General features: G+C 60.9%; 17 protein-coding genes. 11 read left to right on the plus strand and 6 right to left on the minus strand.

Going from position 1 to position 20,805, the window contains the following annotated elements:
* The first annotated feature begins 39 nt into the window (after positions 1-39).
* The 8 genes from ppsA to ACP6KB_RS08455 all read left to right on the plus strand — a co-directional run bounded on the left by ppsA (position 40) and on the right by ACP6KB_RS08455 (position 8,127).
* Positions 40-2,415 carry a phosphoenolpyruvate synthase gene (ppsA, locus tag ACP6KB_RS08420; RefSeq protein WP_442113286.1) on the plus strand — a complete coding sequence of 792 codons (2,376 nt, stop codon included), beginning with the start codon at positions 40-42 and terminating at the stop codon, positions 2,413-2,415.
* Positions 2,416-2,522: 107 nt separating this feature from the next.
* Positions 2,523-3,521 carry an alpha/beta fold hydrolase gene (locus tag ACP6KB_RS08425; RefSeq protein WP_442113287.1) on the plus strand — a complete coding sequence of 333 codons (999 nt, stop codon included), beginning with the start codon at positions 2,523-2,525 and terminating at the stop codon, positions 3,519-3,521.
* Positions 3,522-3,610: 89 nt separating this feature from the next.
* On the plus strand, positions 3,611-4,099 hold the full coding sequence (rraA, locus tag ACP6KB_RS08430) for a ribonuclease E activity regulator RraA (RefSeq protein ID WP_442113288.1): 489 nt from the start codon (positions 3,611-3,613) through the stop codon (positions 4,097-4,099).
* Between the two features lie 27 nt (positions 4,100-4,126).
* Positions 4,127-5,122: a zinc transporter ZntB gene (locus ACP6KB_RS08435; RefSeq protein ID WP_442113289.1), complete on the plus strand. Its 996-nt coding sequence runs from the start codon at positions 4,127-4,129 to the stop codon at positions 5,120-5,122.
* A 95-nt stretch (positions 5,123-5,217) separates the two neighbouring features.
* Positions 5,218-5,472: a CrfX protein gene (locus tag ACP6KB_RS08440; RefSeq protein WP_442113290.1), complete on the plus strand. Its 255-nt coding sequence runs from the start codon at positions 5,218-5,220 to the stop codon at positions 5,470-5,472.
* 2 nt (positions 5,473-5,474) lie between these two features.
* Entirely contained in the window at positions 5,475-6,299 is an 825-nt protein-coding gene (locus ACP6KB_RS08445) for a mechanosensitive ion channel family protein (RefSeq protein WP_442113291.1), read from the plus strand.
* Positions 6,300-6,412: 113 nt separating this feature from the next.
* A complete protein-coding gene (sigX, locus tag ACP6KB_RS08450; protein ID WP_442113292.1) occupies positions 6,413-6,979 on the plus strand; it encodes an RNA polymerase sigma factor SigX in 567 nt (188 codons plus the stop codon).
* A gap of 110 nt (positions 6,980-7,089) precedes the next feature.
* Positions 7,090-8,127 (plus strand): OmpA family protein, encoded by a 1,038-nt coding sequence (locus ACP6KB_RS08455; protein WP_442113293.1) that lies wholly within the window; start codon positions 7,090-7,092, stop codon positions 8,125-8,127.
* A 224-nt stretch (positions 8,128-8,351) separates the two neighbouring features.
* Here ACP6KB_RS08455 and cobA read toward each other — a convergent pair whose 3' ends face one another.
* From cobA to ACP6KB_RS08480, 5 genes are all read right to left on the minus strand, one after another.
* The gene (gene cobA, locus ACP6KB_RS08460) at positions 8,352-9,098 is read right to left on the minus strand and encodes a uroporphyrinogen-III C-methyltransferase (RefSeq protein WP_442113294.1); all 747 of its coding nucleotides are present in this window, start codon (positions 9,096-9,098) and stop codon (positions 8,352-8,354) included.
* Positions 9,099-9,127: 29 nt separating this feature from the next.
* A complete protein-coding gene (locus ACP6KB_RS08465; protein ID WP_442113295.1) occupies positions 9,128-10,798 on the minus strand; it encodes a protein kinase domain-containing protein in 1,671 nt (556 codons plus the stop codon).
* 9 nt (positions 10,799-10,807) lie between these two features.
* Positions 10,808-12,019 carry a nitrate/nitrite transporter gene (locus tag ACP6KB_RS08470; protein WP_442113296.1) on the minus strand — a complete coding sequence of 404 codons (1,212 nt, stop codon included), beginning with the start codon at positions 12,017-12,019 and terminating at the stop codon, positions 10,808-10,810.
* Between the two features lie 248 nt (positions 12,020-12,267).
* A complete protein-coding gene (locus ACP6KB_RS08475; protein WP_442113297.1) occupies positions 12,268-12,843 on the minus strand; it encodes an ANTAR domain-containing response regulator in 576 nt (191 codons plus the stop codon).
* Positions 12,844-12,858: 15 nt separating this feature from the next.
* Positions 12,859-14,073 carry a CmpA/NrtA family ABC transporter substrate-binding protein gene (locus ACP6KB_RS08480; RefSeq protein WP_442113298.1) on the minus strand — a complete coding sequence of 405 codons (1,215 nt, stop codon included), beginning with the start codon at positions 14,071-14,073 and terminating at the stop codon, positions 12,859-12,861.
* 151 nt (positions 14,074-14,224) lie between these two features.
* Between ACP6KB_RS08480 and ACP6KB_RS08485 the strand changes: the two genes are divergently transcribed.
* Positions 14,225-15,247, plus strand: coding sequence for a quinone-dependent dihydroorotate dehydrogenase (locus tag ACP6KB_RS08485; protein ID WP_442113299.1), 1,023 nt, complete (start codon positions 14,225-14,227; stop codon positions 15,245-15,247).
* 95 nt (positions 15,248-15,342) lie between these two features.
* On the opposite strand, the gene rmf is transcribed toward ACP6KB_RS08485, so the two are convergent.
* Positions 15,343-15,558, minus strand: a complete 216-nt coding sequence (gene rmf / locus ACP6KB_RS08490) for a ribosome modulation factor (protein ID WP_128326123.1) — start codon at positions 15,556-15,558, stop codon at positions 15,343-15,345.
* A 541-nt stretch (positions 15,559-16,099) separates the two neighbouring features.
* On the opposite strand from rmf, the gene rlmKL reads away from it, so the two are divergent.
* Both rlmKL and ACP6KB_RS08500 read left to right on the plus strand, forming a co-directional pair.
* Positions 16,100-18,301 (plus strand): bifunctional 23S rRNA (guanine(2069)-N(7))-methyltransferase RlmK/23S rRNA (guanine(2445)-N(2))-methyltransferase RlmL, encoded by a 2,202-nt coding sequence (gene rlmKL, locus ACP6KB_RS08495; protein ID WP_442113300.1) that lies wholly within the window; start codon positions 16,100-16,102, stop codon positions 18,299-18,301.
* A 106-nt stretch (positions 18,302-18,407) separates the two neighbouring features.
* Positions 18,408-20,804: a sensor domain-containing diguanylate cyclase gene (locus ACP6KB_RS08500; RefSeq protein ID WP_442113301.1), complete on the plus strand. Its 2,397-nt coding sequence runs from the start codon at positions 18,408-18,410 to the stop codon at positions 20,802-20,804.
* Position 20,805 lies beyond the last annotated feature (1 nt).

Genomic DNA, 20,805 nt, shown 5'->3' on the forward strand with positions numbered 1-20,805 from the left:
GACCTGAGCTTTTCCAACACAGTTAGTGGAGAGATCACCTTGGTAGAGTACGTAGTTTCCCTCGATAAGCTCGGCGTCCATGATGTGGAGCATGTGGGGGGCAAGAACGCATCCCTCGGCGAGATGATCAGTAACCTCGCGGGCGCCGGTGTATCGGTCCCCGGCGGCTTTGCCACTACGGCTCAGGCGTACCGTGATTTTCTCGAACAGAGCGGGCTCAATGCCCAGATCCATGCCGCGCTCGACGCGCTGGATGTCGATGATGTCAACGCCCTGGCCCGTACCGGTGCGCAGATCCGTCAGTGGATCATGGAAGCCGAATTCCCCGAGCGTCTGAACACTGAAATCCGCGCTGCCTTCGAGCAGATGTCCCAGGGCAACCCGAACATGGCCGTTGCCGTGCGTTCGTCGGCTACCGCTGAAGACTTGCCGGATGCGTCGTTCGCCGGTCAGCAGGAAACCTTCCTGAACATCCGTGGCGTCGACAACGTTATCCGCGCAGCCAAGGAAGTATTCGCTTCGCTGTTCAACGACCGCGCCATTTCCTACCGTGTGCACCAGGGCTTTGACCACAAGCTGGTGGCCCTGTCGGCCGGTGTCCAGCGCATGGTGCGTTCGGAAACCGGTACCGCCGGTGTCATGTTCACCCTCGATACCGAATCGGGCTTCCGTGATGTCGTGTTCATCACCGGCGCCTACGGCCTGGGCGAAACCGTGGTGCAAGGCGCGGTCAACCCGGACGAGTTCTATGTCCACAAGGGCACGCTGGAGGCGGGTCGTCCGGCCATCCTGCGTCGCAACCTGGGCAGCAAGGCCATCAAGATGGTCTACGGCGAAGAAGCCAAGGCCGGCCGCTCGGTCAAGACCGTTGATGTCGACAAGGCCGATCGCACCCGTTTCTGCCTGAGCGACGCTGAAGTCAGCGAGCTGGCCAAACAGGCAATGATCATCGAGAAGCACTACAAGTGCCCGATGGACATCGAATGGGCCAAAGATGGCGACGACGGCAAGCTGTATATCGTTCAGGCCCGTCCTGAAACGGTGAAGAGCCGTGCCCAGGCCAATGTCATGGAGCGCTACCTGCTCAAGGAAACCGGTACCGTGCTGGTCGAAGGCCGTGCCATCGGTCAACGTATCGGCGCCGGCAAGGTGCGGATCATCAAAGACGTCTCGGAAATGGACAAGGTCCAGGCCGGCGACGTACTGGTTTCGGACATGACCGACCCGGATTGGGAACCGGTCATGAAGCGCGCCAGTGCCATCGTCACCAACCGTGGCGGTCGTACCTGCCACGCGGCGATCATCGCCCGTGAACTGGGCATTCCGGCAGTCGTTGGTTGCGGTAACGCGACCCAGCTGCTCAAGGATGGCCAGGGCGTCACCGTTTCCTGTGCCGAAGGCGACACCGGTTTCATCTTCGAAGGCGAGCTGGGCTTTGACGTGCGTCAGAACTCGGTTGATGCCATGCCCGACCTGCCGTTCAAAATCATGATGAACGTCGGCAACCCTGACCGTGCATTCGATTTTGCCCAGTTGCCCAACGCCGGTGTCGGCCTGGCGCGTCTGGAGTTCATCATCAACCGCATGATCGGCGTGCACCCCAAGGCGCTGCTGAACTACGCTGGCCTGCCAGCCGAGCTCAAAGAGAGCGTCGACAAGCGCATCGCCGGTTACAAGGATCCGGTCGGCTTCTACGTCGAGAAGCTGGTTGAAGGGATCAGCACCCTGGCCGCAGCGTTCTGGCCGAAGAAGGTCATCGTGCGTCTGTCGGACTTCAAGTCCAACGAATACGCCAACCTGATCGGCGGCAAGCTGTACGAGCCGGAAGAAGAAAACCCGATGCTGGGCTTCCGTGGTGCGTCGCGTTACATCAGCGAAACCTTCCGCGACTGCTTCGAGCTCGAGTGCCGTGCGCTCAAGCGCGTGCGCAACGAAATGGGCCTGACCAACGTCGAGATCATGGTGCCGTTCGTGCGTACCCTGGGCGAAGCCAGCCAGGTGGTAGACCTGCTGGCCGAAAACGGCCTGGCGCGTGGCGACAATGGCCTGCGCGTGATCATGATGTGCGAGCTGCCGTCCAACGCGATTCTGGCTGAAGAGTTCCTCGAGTATTTTGATGGTTTCTCCATCGGCTCCAACGACCTGACCCAGCTGACCCTGGGCCTGGACCGTGACTCGGGGATCATTGCCCATCTGTTCGACGAGCGTAACCCTGCGGTCAAAAAGCTGCTGGCCAATGCAATCCAGGCCTGTAACAAGGCCGGTAAATACATTGGTATCTGCGGCCAAGGCCCATCCGACCACCCGGACCTGGCCAAGTGGCTGATGGAGCAGGGTATCGAAAGCGTCTCGCTGAACCCGGATTCGGTACTCGAAACCTGGTTCTTCCTGGCCGAAGGTCAGGCAGATAATTGATGTGTTGAACCGAAACCTTCACCAGCCCTCAGGGGTGGTGAAGGTTTCGACCGTATTCCAGGGCGTGCTCCAGTGATGGATCTCGCCCTTTTTCGTGCAAGAAACCTATGCAAAGCAGCAGTTCTCTATTTCCCGTGGCCCTGCTCAGCGCTGAGCGTCGCGGCGATCTGAGCGAGGATGTGTACCGGATCAAAGCCGGTAACAGCCCGGATCGCACCGTTGAGCTGGCCGTCACCCGTCTCGGTATGGCCGATCAGGCCCGCGTGCGAGGTGCCCCGGTAATTTTGCTGCATGGCAGCTTTTCCAATCGACGATTCTGGTATTCGCCCAAAGGCGTTGGCCTGGGCGCCTACCTGGCACGTGCCGGTTTTGATGTGTGGATTCCGGAAATGCGCGGTCACGGCCTGTCACCGCGCAACCATGCCTATCGGCACAACCGCGTCGCCGACTACGCCCGTTACGATTTGCCGGTCATTGCCGCCTTCGTCAGTGAGCAATGTGGCCGTGCGGCGCACTGGGTTGGTCACTCCCTGGGGGGGACCACACTGGCAGCGGCGCTCGGCGGGCAGTACCTCAGCGCCGAACAGGTAGCCAGCGCGGCCTTTTTCGGCACCCAGGTCAGTCGTACCTATTGGCCATTGAAATTGCCACCGGTGGAGTGGGGCGGGCGTTTGCTGCTCAAGCGCTTTGCGCAACTCTCCGGTTCGCGGCTCAAACGTGGCCCGGAGGACGAGCCGATTGGCCTGGCGCTGGAGAGCATGCGCTGGTACGGATTGTTCGGCCGCTTTGGCGACAAGGAGCGCGACTGGTGGGCCGGTCTTGCCGACGTCAATGTGCCGGTGTTGGCGGTGGCGGCGGCCAATGACCATCAAGATCCGGTATGGGCCTGCCGTAAGCTGTTCGAGCAGTTGGGCAGCGAACACAAGCAGTTTGTGCGCCTGGGCAGCGATTCCGGGTTCGATAATTTCGGGCATGTCGACATGCTGGTCAGCAAGCCTGCGCAGGTTCAGGTCTGGCCGCTGGTCGAGCGCTGGCTGCACAATCCCTTGCTGCCACTGCTGGAAGAAGCCGCGCCAGGCGTTTCGCCGGAGCCCGGTTATCGCTAAGATGCCTAAAGCTGCAGCGCTGCACCTCGTCTCTTCAATGACACTGCGACATTCACATCCGTTGTCTTGGCACTCGACAGGAGTTACCCATGCATTACCTCACGCCCGATTTGTGCGACGCCTATCCGGACCTGGTTCAGGTGGTGGAGCCGATGTTCAGCAACTTCGGTGGTCGCGATTCCTTCGGAGGACAAATCGTCACCATCAAGTGCTTCGAGGACAACTCCCTGGTCAAGGAGCAGGTTGATCTCGATGGCAAGGGCAAGGTGCTGGTCGTTGACGGTGGCGGTTCGCTGCGTCGTGCGCTGCTGGGTGACATGCTTGCCGAGAAAGCTGCCAAGAATGGCTGGGAAGGCCTGGTGATCTACGGGTGCATCCGCGATGTGGATGTCATTGCCCAGACCGACGTTGGTGTCCAGGCCCTGGCCAGCCACCCGATGAAAACCGACAAGCGCGGTATTGGTGATCTCAACGTGGTCGTGACCTTTGCCGGGGTCACCTTCCGCCCGGGTGAGTACATCTATGCCGACAACAATGGTGTGATTGTCTCGCCAAGCCCGCTGAAAATGCCGGAATAAGCACACAAACCGCGAAGTGGAGCTGGAATGTTCGAGGAACAGAACGCGCAGTGGGGGCTGGTGCATGCCTTGCTGCTCGATGGTAAAGGCGGCGCGCGTTCGATTGCTCGAACTGAACTGGATGACTTGCAGTTGCAGCCTGAGCAAAGTCTCTGGCTGCACTGGGATCGCAGTCATCCACAAACCCGCACCTGGCTGCGCGACGACAGTGGCCTGAGCGAGTTTGCCTGCGACCTGCTCCTTGAGGAAAACACCCGCCCACGCTTGCTGGCCTTGCCGGAAGAGCAAATGCTGCTGTTTCTGCGCGGGGTCAACCTCAATCCGGGGGCTGAACCTGAAGACATGGTCTCGGTGCGTATCTTCGCCCAGGCGCAACGGGTGATTTCCCTGCGTCTGCGGCCGTTGCGTGCCAGCGACGAGTTGCTCCAGCAGTTGGCCGAAGGCCGCGGCCCGAAAACCGCTTCGGAGCTGTTGCTGAGCATGGCGCAGTTGCTGACCGAGAAGGTCCAGGCGCTGGTCAGCGACCTCTCGGAAGTGGTCGATCTGGAAGAAGAAAAGCTCGAAGCCGACCCGCGATACGCCCCGGAGCAGGGCTCATTGCAGCAGATCCGTCGGCGCGCTGCTGGCCTGCGCCGCTTCCTCGCCCCGCAGCGCGAGCTCTATGCGCAGATGGCGCGCGGTAAATGGAGCTGGTTCGCGATCGACGATGGCGATTACTGGAACGAGCTGAACAACAGCCTGATCCGCTACCTCGAAGAACTGGAGCTGACCCGCGAACGGGCTGCCCTGGTACTGGAGAGTGAAGACCGGCGCCGGGCCGAGCGAATGAACCGGACGATGTATCGCTTCGGCATCATCACCTGTATTTTCCTGCCCATGAGCTTTGTCACCGGCCTGCTAGGCATCAACGTCGGTGGTATTCCCGGTGCTGAAAGCCCCTACGGCTTCCTCTTTGCCAGCCTCATTGTATTGGGCCTGGCGCTGGGGCAGTGGTGGTTGTTCCGCCGTCTGCGCTGGGTATAAAGCAGTGCATTGGGTGAACGTACGGTCATTAACTGTCTACTGGGTTCATGTGACCTGCGCCGTGACCACCTCGTCTTTGACAGATATTGCGCGAGGTGCCCATGCACGATCCGTTTGAAGAATCTCTGCGAGACCTGCTCAAGGCTTCGCCGTCCGGTCACGACCGTGACGACGACGCCTGCCTTGGGCGTGTCCTGAAAACCGCCAACCGTCAGGTGGGTGCGGGCGATCTGTTCAGCCTGCTTGGCCGCTGGAGCCAGGCGTTGATGATCGCCGTCAACAACGGCTCGGCGCATGTTGCGCCGGTCCGCCGTAACGCTACCGCTCGTAAAGCTGATAAGGCCGATTGACTATGGAACTGAATCTCTGGACCCAGAGCTTGCTCGCCGCGATGACCGCGTTGTGGACCAAAGTGGCGAACTTCATCCCCAATCTGTTTGGCGCGCTGGTTGTGGTGCTGCTGGGTTTTGTCGTGGCCAAGCTGCTCGACACCTTGCTCTCGAAATTGTTGGCCAAGCTGGGCCTGGATCGCCTGATGGGCGGCACCGGCTTGACCAAAATGCTCGACCGCGTCGGCATCCAGGTACCGATTTCGACCCTGATCGGCAAAATCGTCTACTGGTTCGTGTTGTTGATTTTCCTCGTCTCGGCCGCTGAATCGCTTGGTCTAGAGCGGGTTTCGGCGACCCTCGACATGCTGGCCCTGTACTTGCCGAAAGTGTTCGGTGCAGCGCTGGTGCTGCTGGCCGGTGTACTGCTGGCACAACTGGTCAATGGCCTGGTGCGCGGCGCCGCCGAAGGCATCGGCCTCGAGTACGCCGCCGGCGTTGGGCGTATCGCCCAGGGCCTGGTGATTATCATCAGTATTTCAGTGGCAATCAGCCAGCTCGAGGTCAAAACCGACCTGCTCAACCATGTAATCGTCATTGGTTTGATTACCGTTGGTCTGGCCGTCGCCTTGGCGATGGGCCTGGGTAGCCGCGAAATTGCCGGGCAGATTCTTGCCGGAATTTATGTGCGCGAACTCTACCAGGTGGGCCAATACGTGCAGGTTGGAGAGGTCGAAGGGCAAATCGAGGAGATCGGCACGGTCAAGACGACCCTGCTGACCGATGATGGCGAATTGGTTTCGTTGTCCAATCGAATTCTCCTCGAGCAGCGAGTCAATAGCCGCTAACCGGGTAATCCTGCTAATGTATGCCGCCGCGAAATTACCCCAGGCAGGGGTAAGCGGCGACATTGACCTGACTGTCGGCCAGATTCGTTTTGAATAAAGTTCACTCGCTGCCCATGCGTTACGACCCCCGCGAGCTCACTGATGAGGAGTTGGTGGCGCGTTCGCATGAGGAGCTGTTTCATGTTACTCGCGCGTATGAGGAGCTCATGCGGCGCTACCAGCGGACTCTTTTTAACGTGTGTTCGCGTTATCTGGGGAACGATCGGGACGCTGATGATGTCTGTCAGGAGGTGATGCTCAAGGTGCTCTATGGCCTGAAGAACTTTGAGGGCAAATCAAAGTTCAAAACCTGGCTCTACAGCATCACCTATAACGAATGCATCACCCAGTACCGCAAGGAGCGGCGCAAGCGTCGACTGATGGATGCCTTGAGTCTTGATCCACTTGAGGAAGCCTCGGATGACAAGGCACCGAAACCTGAAGAGAAAGGTGGGCTGGATAAGTGGCTAGTGCATGTTAATCCGATTGACCGGGAAATTCTGGTGCTACGATTTGTCGCAGAACTGGAATTCCAGGAAATCGCCGATATCATGCATATGGGTCTGAGCGCAACGAAAATGCGGTACAAACGTGCGCTAGACAAGCTACGTGAGAAATTTGCGGGCCTTGCTGAAACTTAGTAGTGCGCAAATATCTCTAACGTACCGGCAAGTTCTGCTAAACTTGCCGTCGAGTTGTCCCCCGGATGTTGGTGGGACTGCTTAACTATCACCAGATGGGGATTTAACGGATGAAATTGAAAAACACCTTGGGCTTGGCCATTGGTTCTCTGGTAGCCGTCACTTCGCTCGGCGCTCTGGCACAAGGCCAAGGCGCGGTTGAGATCGAAGGTAACGTTACCAAGCAGTACTACGATAGCGAGCGCAATTTCAAGAACGACGGCACCAACCCTGGTGTTCGCCTCGGTTACTTCCTGACCGACGACCTGTCGCTGGACCTGGGTTACAACGAAACCCATAACGTCCGTGGCGATTTCTTCAACAAAGACATCAAAGGTTCCAAGGCCAAGCTCGACGCTACCTACCACCTGGGTACCGTTGGCGACGCAGTGCGTCCTTACGTTTCCGCTGGTTTCGCTCACGAGAGCCTGGGCCAAGCGACCAACAACGGTCGTGACCACTCCACCTTCGCCAACCTGGGCGCTGGTGCCAAGTGGTACATCACTGACATGTTCTTCGCCCGTGCTGGCGTTGAAGCCATGTACAACATCGACAACGGCAACACCGAGTGGGGTCCGACCGTTGGTCTGGGTCTGAACTTCGGTGGTAGCGGTGGCAAAGTTGCTCCTGCTCCAGCTCCAGTTGCTGAAGTCTGCTCCGACAGCGACAACGACGGCGTTTGCGACAACGTCGACAAGTGCCCAGACACCCCAGCCAACGTTACCGTTGACGCTGACGGCTGCCCGGCTGTTGCCGAAGTCGTACGTGTTGAGCTGGACGTCAAGTTCGACTTCGACAAGTCGGTCGTCAAGCCAAACAGCTACGGCGACATCAAGAACCTGGCTGACTTCATGAAGCAGTACCCACAGACCACCACCACTGTTGAAGGTCACACTGACTCCGTCGGTCCTGACGCTTACAACCAGAAGCTGTCTGAGCGTCGTGCAAACGCCGTTAAGCAGGTTCTGACCAACCAGTACGGCGTAGAATCGAGCCGTGTTGAGTCGGTTGGCTACGGTGAAACCCGTCCGGTTGCTGACAACGCCACCGACGCTGGTCGCGCTGTTAACCGTCGCGTAGAAGCACAAGTAGAAGCTCAAGCCAAGTAATTGGTAAGCGCTCTACAGAAAAGCCCGGCTTAGGCCGGGCTTTTTTTTGCTTTATGGATTGGCTTTGGCTTTGAGGGCTGTGGGCTTATCCATTCGATGGGGTGGCTGGGCTGGCCCCTTTTGTCTTGGCAAAAGGAACCCTGCATCCGACCCTACCAGTGGGAGCGGGCTTGCCCCGCGAGGCGATGTGGCTGAAAGATCGCTATCGCGGGGCAAGCCCGCTCCTACCGGGAAAAGCCTGCAGCAGTGAGCTGAGTAAGTGCCTGCTCGGCAGCCACTTCACCGATCACCAGGATCGCCGGGCTGCGCAGCTCAAAGCGCGCGGCATCTTCACACAGGTGCAGTAGCGTGCTGCGCTGTTCGCGTTGCTGGGGCAGGGAGGCGTTCTCGATCATCGCCACTGGCGTGTCCGCCGCGAGGCCACCAGCAAGCAGACCCTGCTGGACTTCACCGAGTTTGCTGACGCCCATGTACACCACCAAGGTGGTCTTGCCCTGAGCCAGCGCCTGCCAGTTCAACGGGCTGTCATCCTGGGTGTGTGCGGTAACCAGGGTTACGCCGCGGCTAACTCCACGCAAGGTCAGGGAAATGCCGCATTGAGTGGCACCGGCCAGCCCTGCGGTAATGCCGTTGACCAGTTCGGTTTCAATGCCGTGAGCCTGCAGCCAGGCCGCCTCTTCACCGCCACGCCCGAAAATGCACGGGTCACCGCCTTTGAGTCGCGCCACGCAACGGCCCTGGCGGGCATAGCGCAGCATCAGGCGTTGGATGAAGGCCTGAGGTGTGGAGCGGCAGCCACCGCGTTTACCGACCGCTATGACCCGCGCCTGAGGGCAGTGGGCGAGTATTTGTGGGTTGACCAGATCATCGATCAGCACCACGTCGGCTTCGTGCAAAGCGCGGACGGCTTTGAGGGTCAACAGCTCCGGGTCGCCAGGACCAGCACCTATCAGCCAGACTTTTGCATTCATCGGGTTTTCCTCATCGGCAAAGGGCGCTGTCAGCCTTTTAGCAGGCAGATCAGCAGGATCAGGTTGAGTAACAGCGACATGAGCGCCAGGCCACGCCAGACCTTCAACGGTTCGCGCTCAAGTAGCGGGCGAGGGCGGACTGACAGGTGCTGGCGTTCGCCTTGTTCCAGCAGCAAAAGCCATTGTTCGGCGGTTTCAAAACGTTGTTGCGGGTCGGCAAGCAGTGCTTGCTCAAGGTTGTGTTCCAGCCATTCGGGCAGGTCGGGACGGTGCCGCGCTGCGCTGGCCGGTTGGCTGAAACGTGGGCGTTGAAACGCTTCGATCTCGCCGTAGGGGTAATGGCCGGTCAGCAGGTAGAACAGCGTGACGCCTACGCTGTACAGATCCTGTTGGGCGCTGGGCGGCTCGCCGTCGAAGGCTTCCGGGGCAATGAATGACGGAGTGCCCGGCAGTTCATGGGCGCGGTCTTCAGAGAGCCCGGGGCAGAAGGCTAAGCCAAAATCCAGCAGGCGCAGTTGGCCGTCATCACCCAGGTGCAGGTTCTCCGGCTTGATGTCGCGATGCAGGATGTTGCGCCGGTGCAGCAGGCCCACGGCCTGTAACAGCTGTTGGGCCAACGATTGCCACTGCGCCAGGGGGAGCGGGCCATTACGCTGGAACAACTGCGCCAATGTTTGTCCTGGGTATTCGCGCATCAGGTAGTACAGGTGCTGGCGTTGACTGGCTGGGTGTACTTCCGGGAAGTAGCGCCCGGCAACCCGGCGCAAGAACCATTCTTCGAGCAGCAGGCTTTGCACTGCGCCCGGTTCGTTCTCGCGTGGGGTGGGCAGGGTCTTCAACAGCCAGGCGATTTGCTGGTGGTCATGGACGCGGTAGAGCAGTGATTGCCGGCTTTGATTGAGCAGTTGCGCCACGCTCCAGCCGTCGATGGATTGGCCGTTGCGCAAGGTATCCGGCAGCGGCCATTGCTGCAACTGCGCCAGCGAGTCGCCGAGGTTGCTTTCGCCCAGGTGGTCGATGCGCACCAGCAGGGCGCTGGCGTTGTCCTGGCTGCCGCTGTGATGGGCGGAGCTGACCAGCGTCTGGGCTGCGTCCTGCAGGTCGATCTGTTCACGCAGCACCGCCCTGATTTGCGACTCGCTGAGGCTGGCCCAGACGCCATCGCTGAGCAGCACGAAACATTCTCCGGCGTGCAGGTCGCCTTCCAGATAGTCGACCTGCAGGTGCTGATCAAGGCCCAGGGCGCGTTTGAGCACATGCTGCATGCCCGGTTGGTCCCAGACATGATCTTCACTGATGCGCTGCAACTGGCCTGCACACCAGCGATAGATCCGGCAGTCGCCGACATGCGCGAGGGTGAAGCGCCGCCCGCGCAGCACCAGGGCACTGAGGGTGGTGAGCAGGGGTTGACCGCCGCCATTGGCGCGCAACCAGCGGTTCTGCGCCAGCAGCAGGCGGTCTAGGGCCTGGGCCACGCCCCAGGTCGGTGGCGTGGCGTAATAGTCCAAGGCCAGCGACTGCAGGCTGGCACGCGCTGCCAGGCCGCCGTCGGCGCATTGGCTGACGCCGTCGGCGAGGGCAAACAGATAGCCTTTGCTGGCGGCCAGCTCCGGGTTTGGCGTTACCAGGCGCAAGGCGTCCTGGTTCTCTTCCCGCGGCCCTGTGGCGCTGGCTTGGGCGAAGCTCAGTTGCAGGCTCATGGTGCGGCCTCAGACCCGTGCTGCGGTGACTGCAGCCGAGCCCCAGGTGGTGCGCCAGCGTTGTTTGACGCCAATCAGGCCGAACCAGGCCAGCACGCCCAGGCTTGCGAACAACCACAAGCCCAGTTGGTAGTCGCCGCTGTGCTGCTTGATGGCGCCCAGGCCTGCAGCAAGCAGGAAGCCGCCGATCCCGCCGGCCATGCCGATCAGGCCAGTCATGACCCCGATTTCCTGACGAAAGCGTTGCGGCACCAGCTGGAATACCGCGCCGTTACCCGCACCAAGACCGAGCATGGCGCTGACGAACAAGGCCAAGGCCGCGACCGAGCTGGGCAGGTTGAAGCCGACTGCGGCGATGCACAGCGCGGCGACGGTATACATTGCCAGCAGCGTGCGGATGCCCCCGAAGCGATCGGCCAGGGCGCCACCCAGTGGGCGCATCAGGCTGCCAGCGAATACGCAGGCGGCGGTGTAATAGCCTGCGGTGACCGGGCTCAGGCCGTACTGGTCATTGAAGTAGCCGGGCAGGGCGCTGGCCAGGCCGATGAAACCACCAAAGGTGACGCTGTAGAAAAACATGAACCACCAGCTGTCGCGATCTCCCAGGGCTTTGAGGTAGTCGGCCATGGCCTTGGGTTTTGGGCGTTGTGGCGCATTGCGTGCCAGCAGGGCGAACAGCACCAGGGTCAATACCAGTGGGATCACGGCAAAGCCGAACACGTTGTTCCAGCCAAAGCTGGCAGCCAGCACCGGTGCCAGGAGGGCAGCGAACACGGTGCCGGAGTTACCGGCGCCAGCGATACCCATGGCCTTGCCCTGGTGTTGCGCGGGGTACCACTGCGAAGCCAGTGGCAGAGACACGGCGAAGGAGGCACCGGCAACGCCGAGGAACACCCCGAGCAACAAGGCGTGCTCATAGCTGTGAATCCCCAGGTTCCAGGCGCAGAACAGGGCAATGATGACGATCACCTGGCCAATCAGGCCGGCGGTTTTCGGTGACAGGCGATCCACCAGAATGCCCATGCCAAAGCGCAGGATGGCACCGGCCAGAATCGGCGTGGCGACCATCAGGCCGCGTTGTTGGGTGGTCAGTTGCAGGTCGGTGGCAATCTGCACCGCCATGGGGCCGAGCAGGTACCAGACCATGAAGCTGAGGTCGAAATACAGAAAGGCGGCGAACAGCGTGGGGATATGCCCGGACTTCCAGAAACTCGTATTCATCGAACACCTCGTTAAGCGTTACACCCAAGGGGAAGAAACGAAAAAGACGTCGCCATCCGGCTCGCTGCTGCGAGGGGAGTGCGACGTCTTTGTCGTGTAAGGGGGCAACCGCCGTTGGCTACCTGTACTCAATGCTCAGCAAAACCCGGGCCAGAACGTCTGGGAGTCCACGGTGGGAGCGGGCTTGCCCCGCGATTGCGGTGTGCCTGAACGCTGGCTATCGCGGGGCAAGCCCGCTCCTACAGGCGTTAGCCGAGTAAATCGCTCATGGCGATGATCTGTTCGGCGACCTGGATCAGTTTCTGCTGTTTGCTCATGGCCTGGCGGCGCATCAAGGTGTAAGCCTGCTCTTCGTTGCAGTCTTTCATTTTCATCAGCAGGCCTTTGGCCAACTCGATGCGCTTGCGTTCGGCCAGTTGCTGGTCGCGTGCTTGCAGTTGGGCCTTGAGTGCCTGGTCGCTTTCAAAGCGCGCCATGGCCACGTCGAGTATCGGCTGCAGGCGCGCGGCATGGATGCCTTCCACGATGTAGGCGCTGACCCCGGCCTTGATCGCCTGGCGCATTACGCCTGGATCATGCTCGTCAGTGAACATGACAATCGGGCGCGGTTGGTCGCGGCTGACCAGGATCACTTGTTCCATGACATCCCGGCCCGGTGACTCGGTATCGATCAGCACTACGTCTGGGTGCACCAATTCGACGCGGGCTGGCAGGTCGATGGTCAGCCCTGACGCCTCGATCACTTCAAAGCCGGCTTCAACCAGTGCGGCCTTCAGGCGCCCGACTTTTTTCTCGGTGTCATCGATCAACAGGATTCGCAGCATCGGGGCGTCTCCTTATCAGCGACGGGCAAGGGCAGCGGGCGTTTCGGCCAGCGCATGCAGGGCGAAGCTGCGGGCGTAAGCGGCAGGGTCGCTACCGTCCCAGTAGCGGCCATCGATCAGTTGGCTACGGCGCATGTTTTGTTCTGTGCAGGGCACGCCAATGGCAGTGGCGGCGTCACGGTACAGGGCCAATTGTTGCACCTGGCTGGCCACGGCCAGGTAGTCAGGGTCTTCGCGCAACAGGCCCCAGCGGCGGAACTGGGTCATGAACCACATGCCGTCAGACAGGTAAGGCAGGTTGGCCCGGCCATGGTCGTGCAGGCGCAAGGCATGCGGGTCGTGCCAGTGATTGCCCAGACCGTCGTGGTAATGGCCGAGCAGGCGCGGTTCGATACTGTTCAGTGGGCTGTTCAGGTAGGCCTTGCCGCTGAGCAATTGCGCGGTGCTGCGGCGATTCTCCGGGCTCTGCTCAATGAACCGGCTGGCGGCGAGGATGGCCTTGATCAGCGCCCTGGCGGTGTTGGGGTACTGCTCGACAAAGCTGCGCGTGCAGGCAAGGACTTTTTCCGGGTGATCAGGCCAGATTGACTGGCTGGTGGCCAGGGTAAAACCTTGGCCCTGTTCGATCGCATCGGCTGACCAGGGCTCGCCAACGCAGAAACCGTCGATGCGCCCAGCCTGCAAATGGGTGAGCATTTGCGCGGGGGGCACAACCACGCTGTTGACGTCATGGAGCGGGTGGATGCCCTGGCTGGCGAGCCAGTAATACAGCCACATGGCATGTGTGCCGGTCGGAAAGGTTTGGGCGAAGGTGAGTTTTGTGCCGCTTTGGTGCACGAAACGCTCCAGCGCTTCAGGGCGGGTCACGCCTTTGCGCTGCAGGGCAGAGGACAGATTGATGCCTTGGGCGTTTTGGTTCAGGCCCATCAGCACGGACATATCCGTTGCGCCGGTACCACCAATCCCCAGGTGCACGGCGTAAACCAGGCCGTACAGGCAGTGGGCAGCATCCAGCTCGCCGCTGACCAGTTTGTCGCGCAGGCCGGCCCAGGAACTCTGGCGCTTGAGGTTCAGGCTCAGGCCGTAGGGCTGGGCGAAGCCCTGGGTCGCAGCGACGACCACGGAGGCGCAGTCGCTCAACGCCATGAAGCCGATGTTCAGGCTGTGCTTTTCCGGCGCATCGCTGCCGTTGACCCAGGCCAGTGGGGTGGTGGGGGTGTCGTTGTTCACAGTGTCGCGCCTGTGTCGGAGGGCGGGCCGGGTCGCGTGCGGAGCCGGTGTTACAGGTCAACAAAGCAACCCATATGCCAAGGCGGCGCTGTCCCCCGGACCGCGCCGTCTATATAATCGCCCCCTCACTCACGTCGAGCTAAGCCCGCCCATGTATACCCTGGCCCGCCAGCTGTTGTTCAAGCTCTCCCCGGAGACCTCCCACGACCTGTCCCTTGACCTGATCGGCGCCGGTGGCCGTCTGGGTTTGAACGGGCTGCTGACCAAGGCCCCGGCCTCGTTGCCGGTCACGGTAATGGGCCTGGAGTTCGCCAACCCGGTTGGCCTGGCGGCAGGCCTGGACAAAAATGGCGCGGCCATCGACGGTTTTGCCCAGTTGGGTTTCGGCTTTGTCGAAATCGGCACGGTCACCCCGCGCCCTCAGCCTGGCAACCCCAAGCCGCGCCTGTTCCGTCTGCCCGAGGCAGAGGCGATCATCAACCGCATGGGCTTCAACAACCTGGGTGTGGACAACCTGCTCAACCGGGTGCAGGCGGCCAAGTACCGTGGTGTGTTGGGCATCAATATCGGCAAGAACTTCGACACCCCGGTCGAGCGTGCAGTAGACGACTACTTGATCTGCCTGGACAAGGTCTATAACCAGGCCAGCTACATCACCGTCAACGTCAGCTCGCCCAATACCCCGGGCCTGCGCAGCCTGCAGTTCGGCGATTCGCTCAAGCAGTTGCTCGATGCCCTGGCTGAGCGCCGCGGGCAACTGGCTGGGCAATATGGCAAGCACGTGCCCCTGGCGATCAAGATTGCCCCCGACATGAGCGACGAAGAAACCGCTCTGGTAGCCGCGGCGCTGATCGAATCGGGCATGGATGCAGTCATTGCCACCAACACCACCCTCGGTCGCGAAGGGGTCGAAGGCTTGCCACATGGTGATGAAGCTGGTGGTTTGTCCGGTGCGCCGGTGCTGGAAAAGAGCACCCATATCGTCAAGGTGCTGTCGGCTGAGTTGGGTGGGAAACTGCCGATCATTGCCGCCGGTGGCATCACCGAGGGCAAGCATGCCGCTGAGAAGATCGCCGCTGGCGCCAGCCTGGTGCAGATCTACTCGGGCTTCATCTACAAGGGCCCGGCGCTGATCCGTGAGTCGGTAGATGCCATCGCTGCCATGGGGCGCTGAATCGCAGGGATAAAAAAGGGCCCCTTGAAGGGGCCCCTGGGCCTTAGCCCGCCGCCCGGATGGGGCGCGCATGGTGAATGAATTCAGATCCTCGTTCAGCCAACGGCGTGAAGTTCGTTGAGTCTGTGTATACCCGCAGTGCCGGTCATACCGTCCCAGTTGTCGCCACGTCCTTCGCGCCAGCCGTTAATCCAGGCTTGGCGTACCGACGGTAGAGTAAAAGGGCAAAGCTCGCGGGATTTGCCGGCAACCCCATAGTGGTAGCCTCGTGTAAATGCTTTTTCCAACGGATCACGCTTAAGTCTTCTCATAGGGTGTTGCCCTCACTTGTTGACTGTAATGTCCCGTCGGCCTCGTCTGAGGCCGGGCAGAATCGTTCTGCCGGTGTGCGCTCGCTGCCGGCGTGGCGAGCAGAAGTGTTGCCCCGTTGCGGTGACAACCTGAGATGAGTTCTAACCAATGCACGACACAGTGTGAATGATCGTTTTGTCATAAGGGCGTAACCTTTCCTAGGGTCAAAGGATAAGTAAATAAATGCTTCGGCCCAGGACGGGACGAAAAGCCCGCTATGATCAGGGTTTGATCGGCGTTGAAGTCACTTGGCCATTGCCTGGTGATAATTTGTAACAAGGCTGTCAATACGACGAAGGGTCATTTTTCACCCGGCTCGTCATGAAATTTTCATTCTGCCCGGTAATCAAAGACGTTTCTGCCCCTGGCAAAAGGTCTGGATGCCCGGGTGGCCCGGCACGCTTGCAGTGCCATTCGAGCGCTCGCTGGAACGGCGCTCGATTAAACACAGGAAGGCAATGCGCTTGCCCTCCACTTATTGCTCAAGGCACTGGATACCACATGTCGGACCGTTTCGAACTCTACCTAACCTGCCCCAAAGGCCTTGAAAGCCTGCTTGCCGAAGAGGCGCGTGGCCTTGGCCTTGAAGAGGTGCGTGAACACACCTCGGCCATCCGCGGCTCGGCCGACATGGAAACTGCCTACCGCTTGTGCCTATGGTCACGCCTGGGCAACCGTGTGTTGCTGGTGCTCAAGCGCTTCAACATGAAGAACGCCGACGACCTGTACGACGGCGTGCACGAGGTGGAGTGGCAAGACCATCTGGAAGCCAGTGGCTCGCTGGCTGTCGAATTCAGCGGCCACGGCTCCGGCATCGACAACACCCATTTCGGTGCCCTCAAGGTCAAGGATGCCATTGTCGACAAGCTGCGCACCCGTGAAGGCGAGCGCCCGTCGGTCGACAAGCTCAATCCGGATCTGCGCGTGCACCTGCGCCTGGATCGAGGCGAAGCCATCCTGTCGCTGGACCTCTCCGGGCACAGCTTGCACCAGCGCGGTTACCGCCTGCAGCAAGGCGCCGCGCCGCTCAAGGAAAACCTTGCCGCCGCCGTGCTGATTCGTGCGGGCTGGCCGCGTATTGCCGCTGAAGGCGGTGCGCTGGCTGACCCGATGTGCGGTGTGGGCACCTTTTTGGTGGAGGCAGCGATGATTGCTGCCGACATCGCCCCTAACCTCAAGCGTGAGCGCTGGGGCTTCAGTGCCTGGTTGGGCCATGTGCCGGCGCTGTGGCGCAAGCTGCACGATGAGGCCCAGGCGCGGGCGCAGGCGGGGCTTGCCCGGCCACCGTTGTGGATCCGTGGCTACGAGGCCGACCCACGGTTGATCCAGCCGGGTCGCAACAACGTCGAACGTGCCGGGCTCAGTGACTGGGTCAAGATCTATCAAGGGGAAGTGGGCAGTTTTGAGCCGCGTCCTGACCAGAACCAGAAAGGCCTGGTGATCTGCAACCCACCCTACGGCGAGCGCCTGGGTGATGAAGCCAGCCTGCTCTACCTCTACCAGAACCTCGGCGAGCGCTTGCGTCAATCGTGCCTGAACTGGGAGGCGGCGGTGTTTACCGGTGCTCCGGACCTGGGCAAACGCATGGGCATTCGCAGTCACAAGCAGTACGCGTTCTGGAACGGCGCGCTGCCGTGCAAGTTGTTGCTGATCAAAGTGCAGCCGGACCAGTTTGTCACTGGCGAACGCCGTCAGCCTGAGCGTGACGCCCAGGGCAATGACACCCCGCGCAGTGCTGCAGCAGTGGCCAGTGAACCGGCACGCTTGAGTGAAGGCGGGCAGATGTTCGCCAACCGTTTGCAAAAGAACCTCAAGCAGCTGGGCAAATGGGCCAAGCGCGAGCAGGTCAGCTGCTATCGCCTGTATGACGCCGATATGCCGGAGTACGCCCTGGCAATCGATCTGTATCAGGACTGGGTGCACGTGCAGGAATATGCCGCTCCGCGTTCAGTCGACCCGGAGAAGGCCCAGGCTCGCTTGTTCGATGCCTTGGCTGCAATTCCCCAGGCATTGGGTATCGACCAGAGCCGGGTGGTGGTCAAGCGCCGTGAACGCCAGAGCGGCACCCGTCAGTACGAACGCCAGAGCACTCAGGGGCAATTCCTCGAAGTCAGCGAGGGCGGTGTCAAACTGCTGGTCAACCTCACCGATTACCTGGACACCGGCTTGTTCCTCGACCACCGGCCGATGCGCATGCGCATCCAGCGTGAGGCGGCGGGCAAGCGTTTCCTCAACCTGTTCTGCTACACCGCAACGGCCTCTGTACACGCCGCCAAAGGCGGCGCGCGCAGCACCACCAGCGTTGACCTGTCGCGTACTTACCTGGATTGGGCACGACGCAACCTGTCGCTCAACGGCTTCTCCGACAAGAACCGCCTGGAGCAGGGTGATGTGATGGCCTGGCTGCAAGCCTGCCGTGACGAGTTTGACCTGATCTTTATCGACCCGCCGACCTTCTCCAACTCCAAGCGCATGGAAGGTGTTTTCGACGTTCAGCGTGACCACGTCGAATTGCTCGATCTGGCCATCGCGCGCTTGGCGCCGGGCGGCGTGCTGTATTTCTCCAACAACTTCCGCAAGTTCCAGCTCGACGAGCGTCTGGCCGAGCGGTACGCGGTAGAAGAAATCAGTGCCCAGACCCTGGACCCGGATTTTGCCCGTAACAGCAAGATTCACCGGGCGTGGCGCATTCAAGCACGTTAAGTGCGCGCTTGTGCTGGGTTGCAGATTGCTTGATTAGTGGCGAATAGCTATAACTGAGGGAGGTTTTGGCAAACGCACAATGCTGGCGTTATGAGTGCAATCAACTATGTCGATGCATGGCGTTCGTCCAAAAATGCTCGGCTTTCTCAGCGAAGAAGTGTCCGCCTGGCTGGTTGCCCTTGTGGCATTGGCCGTCGGCGGACTGTTGACCGCGTTTCTGGCGTTGGCAACCTACGAGTTGTACCGACAACAGCTGCGTCAACGCTTCGAGTTGCTGGCCAGCGAGCGTTACAGTCGTATCGAAGAACGCTTCGAGGATCAGGTGCAACGCCTGGATGGGTTGCGCCGGTTCTTTGTGTATGCCAACGAAATTACCCTCGACGAATTCAATGGCTATGCCCGTCCGTTGTTGCACCGCACCCAAGCCTATTCCTGGGCGCCGCGGGTGCCGGGTGCAGCGCGTGCAGAGTTCGAGCAGCGCGCGAGCCAGGTCCTGGGGATTTCCTACGCGATTCGACAGCTGTCCGATCGCGGCGATTTGTCGGTATCGCCCGCGCGGGCGCAGTATTACCCGGTGCTGTTTACCCAGGCCTTAGGCCCGCAGCGTCAGCCATTCGGCTTGGATCTGCTCTCGCAACCCCTGCGTGAGGACACCCTGCAGCGCGCCTCCAAGCCGGGCAGCATGGCGGTCTCGGCACCGCTGAACCTTGCCGATGTCGATCCCGCCTATGCCCGTGGTGTGCTGATGGTGGCGCCAGTGTTTTCCCCGCTCAATCCATCGCCTGAACCTCAGGGCTACGTCATGGCGGTGATCAGCGTGCGTCAGTTGATGGCCGAGGGCTTGCCCAATACCGCCCAGGACAATCTGGTAGTGCGTATTCGCGACTTGTCCGGGCCGGATGCTCAACACGAAGTGTTATTCCAATCGGACAACAAGGGCGCCGCTTCGCCGCTGGCGGCTACTCACTTGTTGCACCTGGCCGATCACGATTATCAGCTCGACATCCGCCCAAGCCAGGCCTTCATGCAGGCCAACCGCTCTTCGGCCGTCACGGCTGTGGTGTTTCTTGGCGGCTTGCTCAGTGTGATGCTCAGTGCCTTGCTGTTCAGCTTGTTCAGCCAGCGGCAACGCGCATTGACCCTGGTGGAGCAGCGTACCGGCGAGCTGCGCGTCAGTGAGAGCTCCTTGCGCACAACCCACAACCAGCTGCGCAGTGTGCTGGATGCCGCGACCCAGGTCGCGATCATTGCCACCAACCTGCGCGGCGTGGTCAGCATGTTCAATGCTGGCGCCGAGCGCATGCTTGGCTACAGCAGCGCCGAAGCAGTGGGCAGTCTGACCCTGGAGGCGTTGATCTCGCCTCAAGAGCTGCAGCGTCGGGCGCGGGAGCTGACGCAGCGCTACGGCCGCGACATCACCCCGGCCCAGGCCATCTTCGCGCAGACCGTTCAGGAAGGTGGCAACGAGGCGGGCGAATGGACACTGCAGCGCAAAGACGGCAGCCACCTGTTGGCCAATATGCTGGTGACGGCGGTGCTCGATGAGCACGGCCTGTGGGTTGGCCACCTGGCGATCTGCATCGATGTCACCGAGCGCAAGCGCGTGCATGATGCGCTGGCCGCCCGTGACCGCCTGCTGGACAAGCTCAGTGCCGAGGTGCCAGGCGGGATCTATCAATTTCGCCTGCGAACCGACGGCAGCTCTTGCTTCACCTACGCCAGTGAAGGGCTGCGAGACATCTACGAACTTGAGCCCGAGCAGTTGCGCCAGGACGCTACTGCGGTGTTTGAGCGCATCCACCCGGATGATCTGCTGCGTGTGCGGACCTCTATCCGCTTTTCGGCCGACCATATGACGCCGTGGCGTGAGGAATACCGGGTGTTGCTGCCTGAGGCTGGGCAGCGTTGGGTGCGGGGGGAGGCGACACCGGAGCCGGAAGAGGATGGCAGCACGCTCTGGCACGGTTACCTGACCGATATCTCGGACCTGAAACGTGTTGAGGAAGAGTTGCGCGCGCTGTCGGTGACGGATGCGTTGACGGGCATTCATAACCGCCGCTACTTCCAGGAACGCTTGAAGACCGAGCTTGAGCGCGCTCAACGCGATCAGCTGGATCTGGCGGTGATCATGCTGGATATCGATCACTTCAAGCGCATCAATGACCAGTTCGGACATGCCGTGGGTGACCACGTGTTACGCAGCCTGTGCCAGCGCATCGGTCAGCGCTTGCGGCGCACCGACGTGTTCTGTCGTTTGGGCGGTGAGGAGTTCATGGTGTTATGCCCGGGCAGCGACGCCGAACAAGCGCATTCCCTGGCGCTGGAGTTGTGGCAGGGGGTGCGCAGTGTCGAAGTGGAGGGCGTGGGCCAGGTGACGGCCAGTTTTGGTGTGGCCGGCTGGCGCCCGGGAGAGGGCGCCGATGCCTTGCTGCTTCGTGCCGACTCCGGTGTTTACGCGGCCAAACAGGCTGGCCGCGATCGGGTCGAAGCAGAGCTGCCGTGAG

Origin of the sequence: Pseudomonas sp. NUPR-001 (genome assembly GCF_052147955.1) — a bacterium.
In the GTDB taxonomy this organism is placed as follows: Bacteria; Pseudomonadota; Gammaproteobacteria; order Pseudomonadales; family Pseudomonadaceae; genus Aquipseudomonas.

Excerpts from the sequence above, each read along its gene's own strand:
- ACP6KB_RS08425 (WP_442113287.1), top strand. The coding sequence starts at position 2,523 with ATGCAAAGCAGCAGTTCTCTATTTCCCGTGGCCCTGCTCAGCGCTGAG.
- rraA (WP_442113288.1), top strand. The coding sequence starts at position 3,611 with ATGCATTACCTCACGCCCGATTTGTGCGACGCCTATCCGGACCTGGTT.
- ACP6KB_RS08435 (WP_442113289.1), top strand. The coding sequence starts at position 4,127 with ATGTTCGAGGAACAGAACGCGCAGTGGGGGCTGGTGCATGCCTTGCTG.
- ACP6KB_RS08445 (WP_442113291.1), top strand. The coding sequence starts at position 5,475 with ATGGAACTGAATCTCTGGACCCAGAGCTTGCTCGCCGCGATGACCGCG.
- sigX (WP_442113292.1), top strand. The coding sequence starts at position 6,413 with ATGCGTTACGACCCCCGCGAGCTCACTGATGAGGAGTTGGTGGCGCGT.
- ACP6KB_RS08455 (WP_442113293.1), top strand. The coding sequence starts at position 7,090 with ATGAAATTGAAAAACACCTTGGGCTTGGCCATTGGTTCTCTGGTAGCC.
- cobA (WP_442113294.1), bottom strand. The coding sequence starts at position 9,098 with ATGAATGCAAAAGTCTGGCTGATAGGTGCTGGTCCTGGCGACCCGGAG.
- ACP6KB_RS08465 (WP_442113295.1), bottom strand. The coding sequence starts at position 10,798 with ATGAGCCTGCAACTGAGCTTCGCCCAAGCCAGCGCCACAGGGCCGCGG.
- ACP6KB_RS08470 (WP_442113296.1), bottom strand. The coding sequence starts at position 12,019 with ATGAATACGAGTTTCTGGAAGTCCGGGCATATCCCCACGCTGTTCGCC.
- ACP6KB_RS08475 (WP_442113297.1), bottom strand. The coding sequence starts at position 12,843 with ATGCTGCGAATCCTGTTGATCGATGACACCGAGAAAAAAGTCGGGCGC.
- ACP6KB_RS08485 (WP_442113299.1), top strand. The coding sequence starts at position 14,225 with ATGTATACCCTGGCCCGCCAGCTGTTGTTCAAGCTCTCCCCGGAGACC.
- rmf (WP_128326123.1), bottom strand. The coding sequence starts at position 15,558 with ATGAGAAGACTTAAGCGTGATCCGTTGGAAAAAGCATTTACACGAGGC.
- rlmKL (WP_442113300.1), top strand. The coding sequence starts at position 16,100 with ATGTCGGACCGTTTCGAACTCTACCTAACCTGCCCCAAAGGCCTTGAA.
- ACP6KB_RS08500 (WP_442113301.1), top strand. The coding sequence starts at position 18,408 with ATGTCGATGCATGGCGTTCGTCCAAAAATGCTCGGCTTTCTCAGCGAA.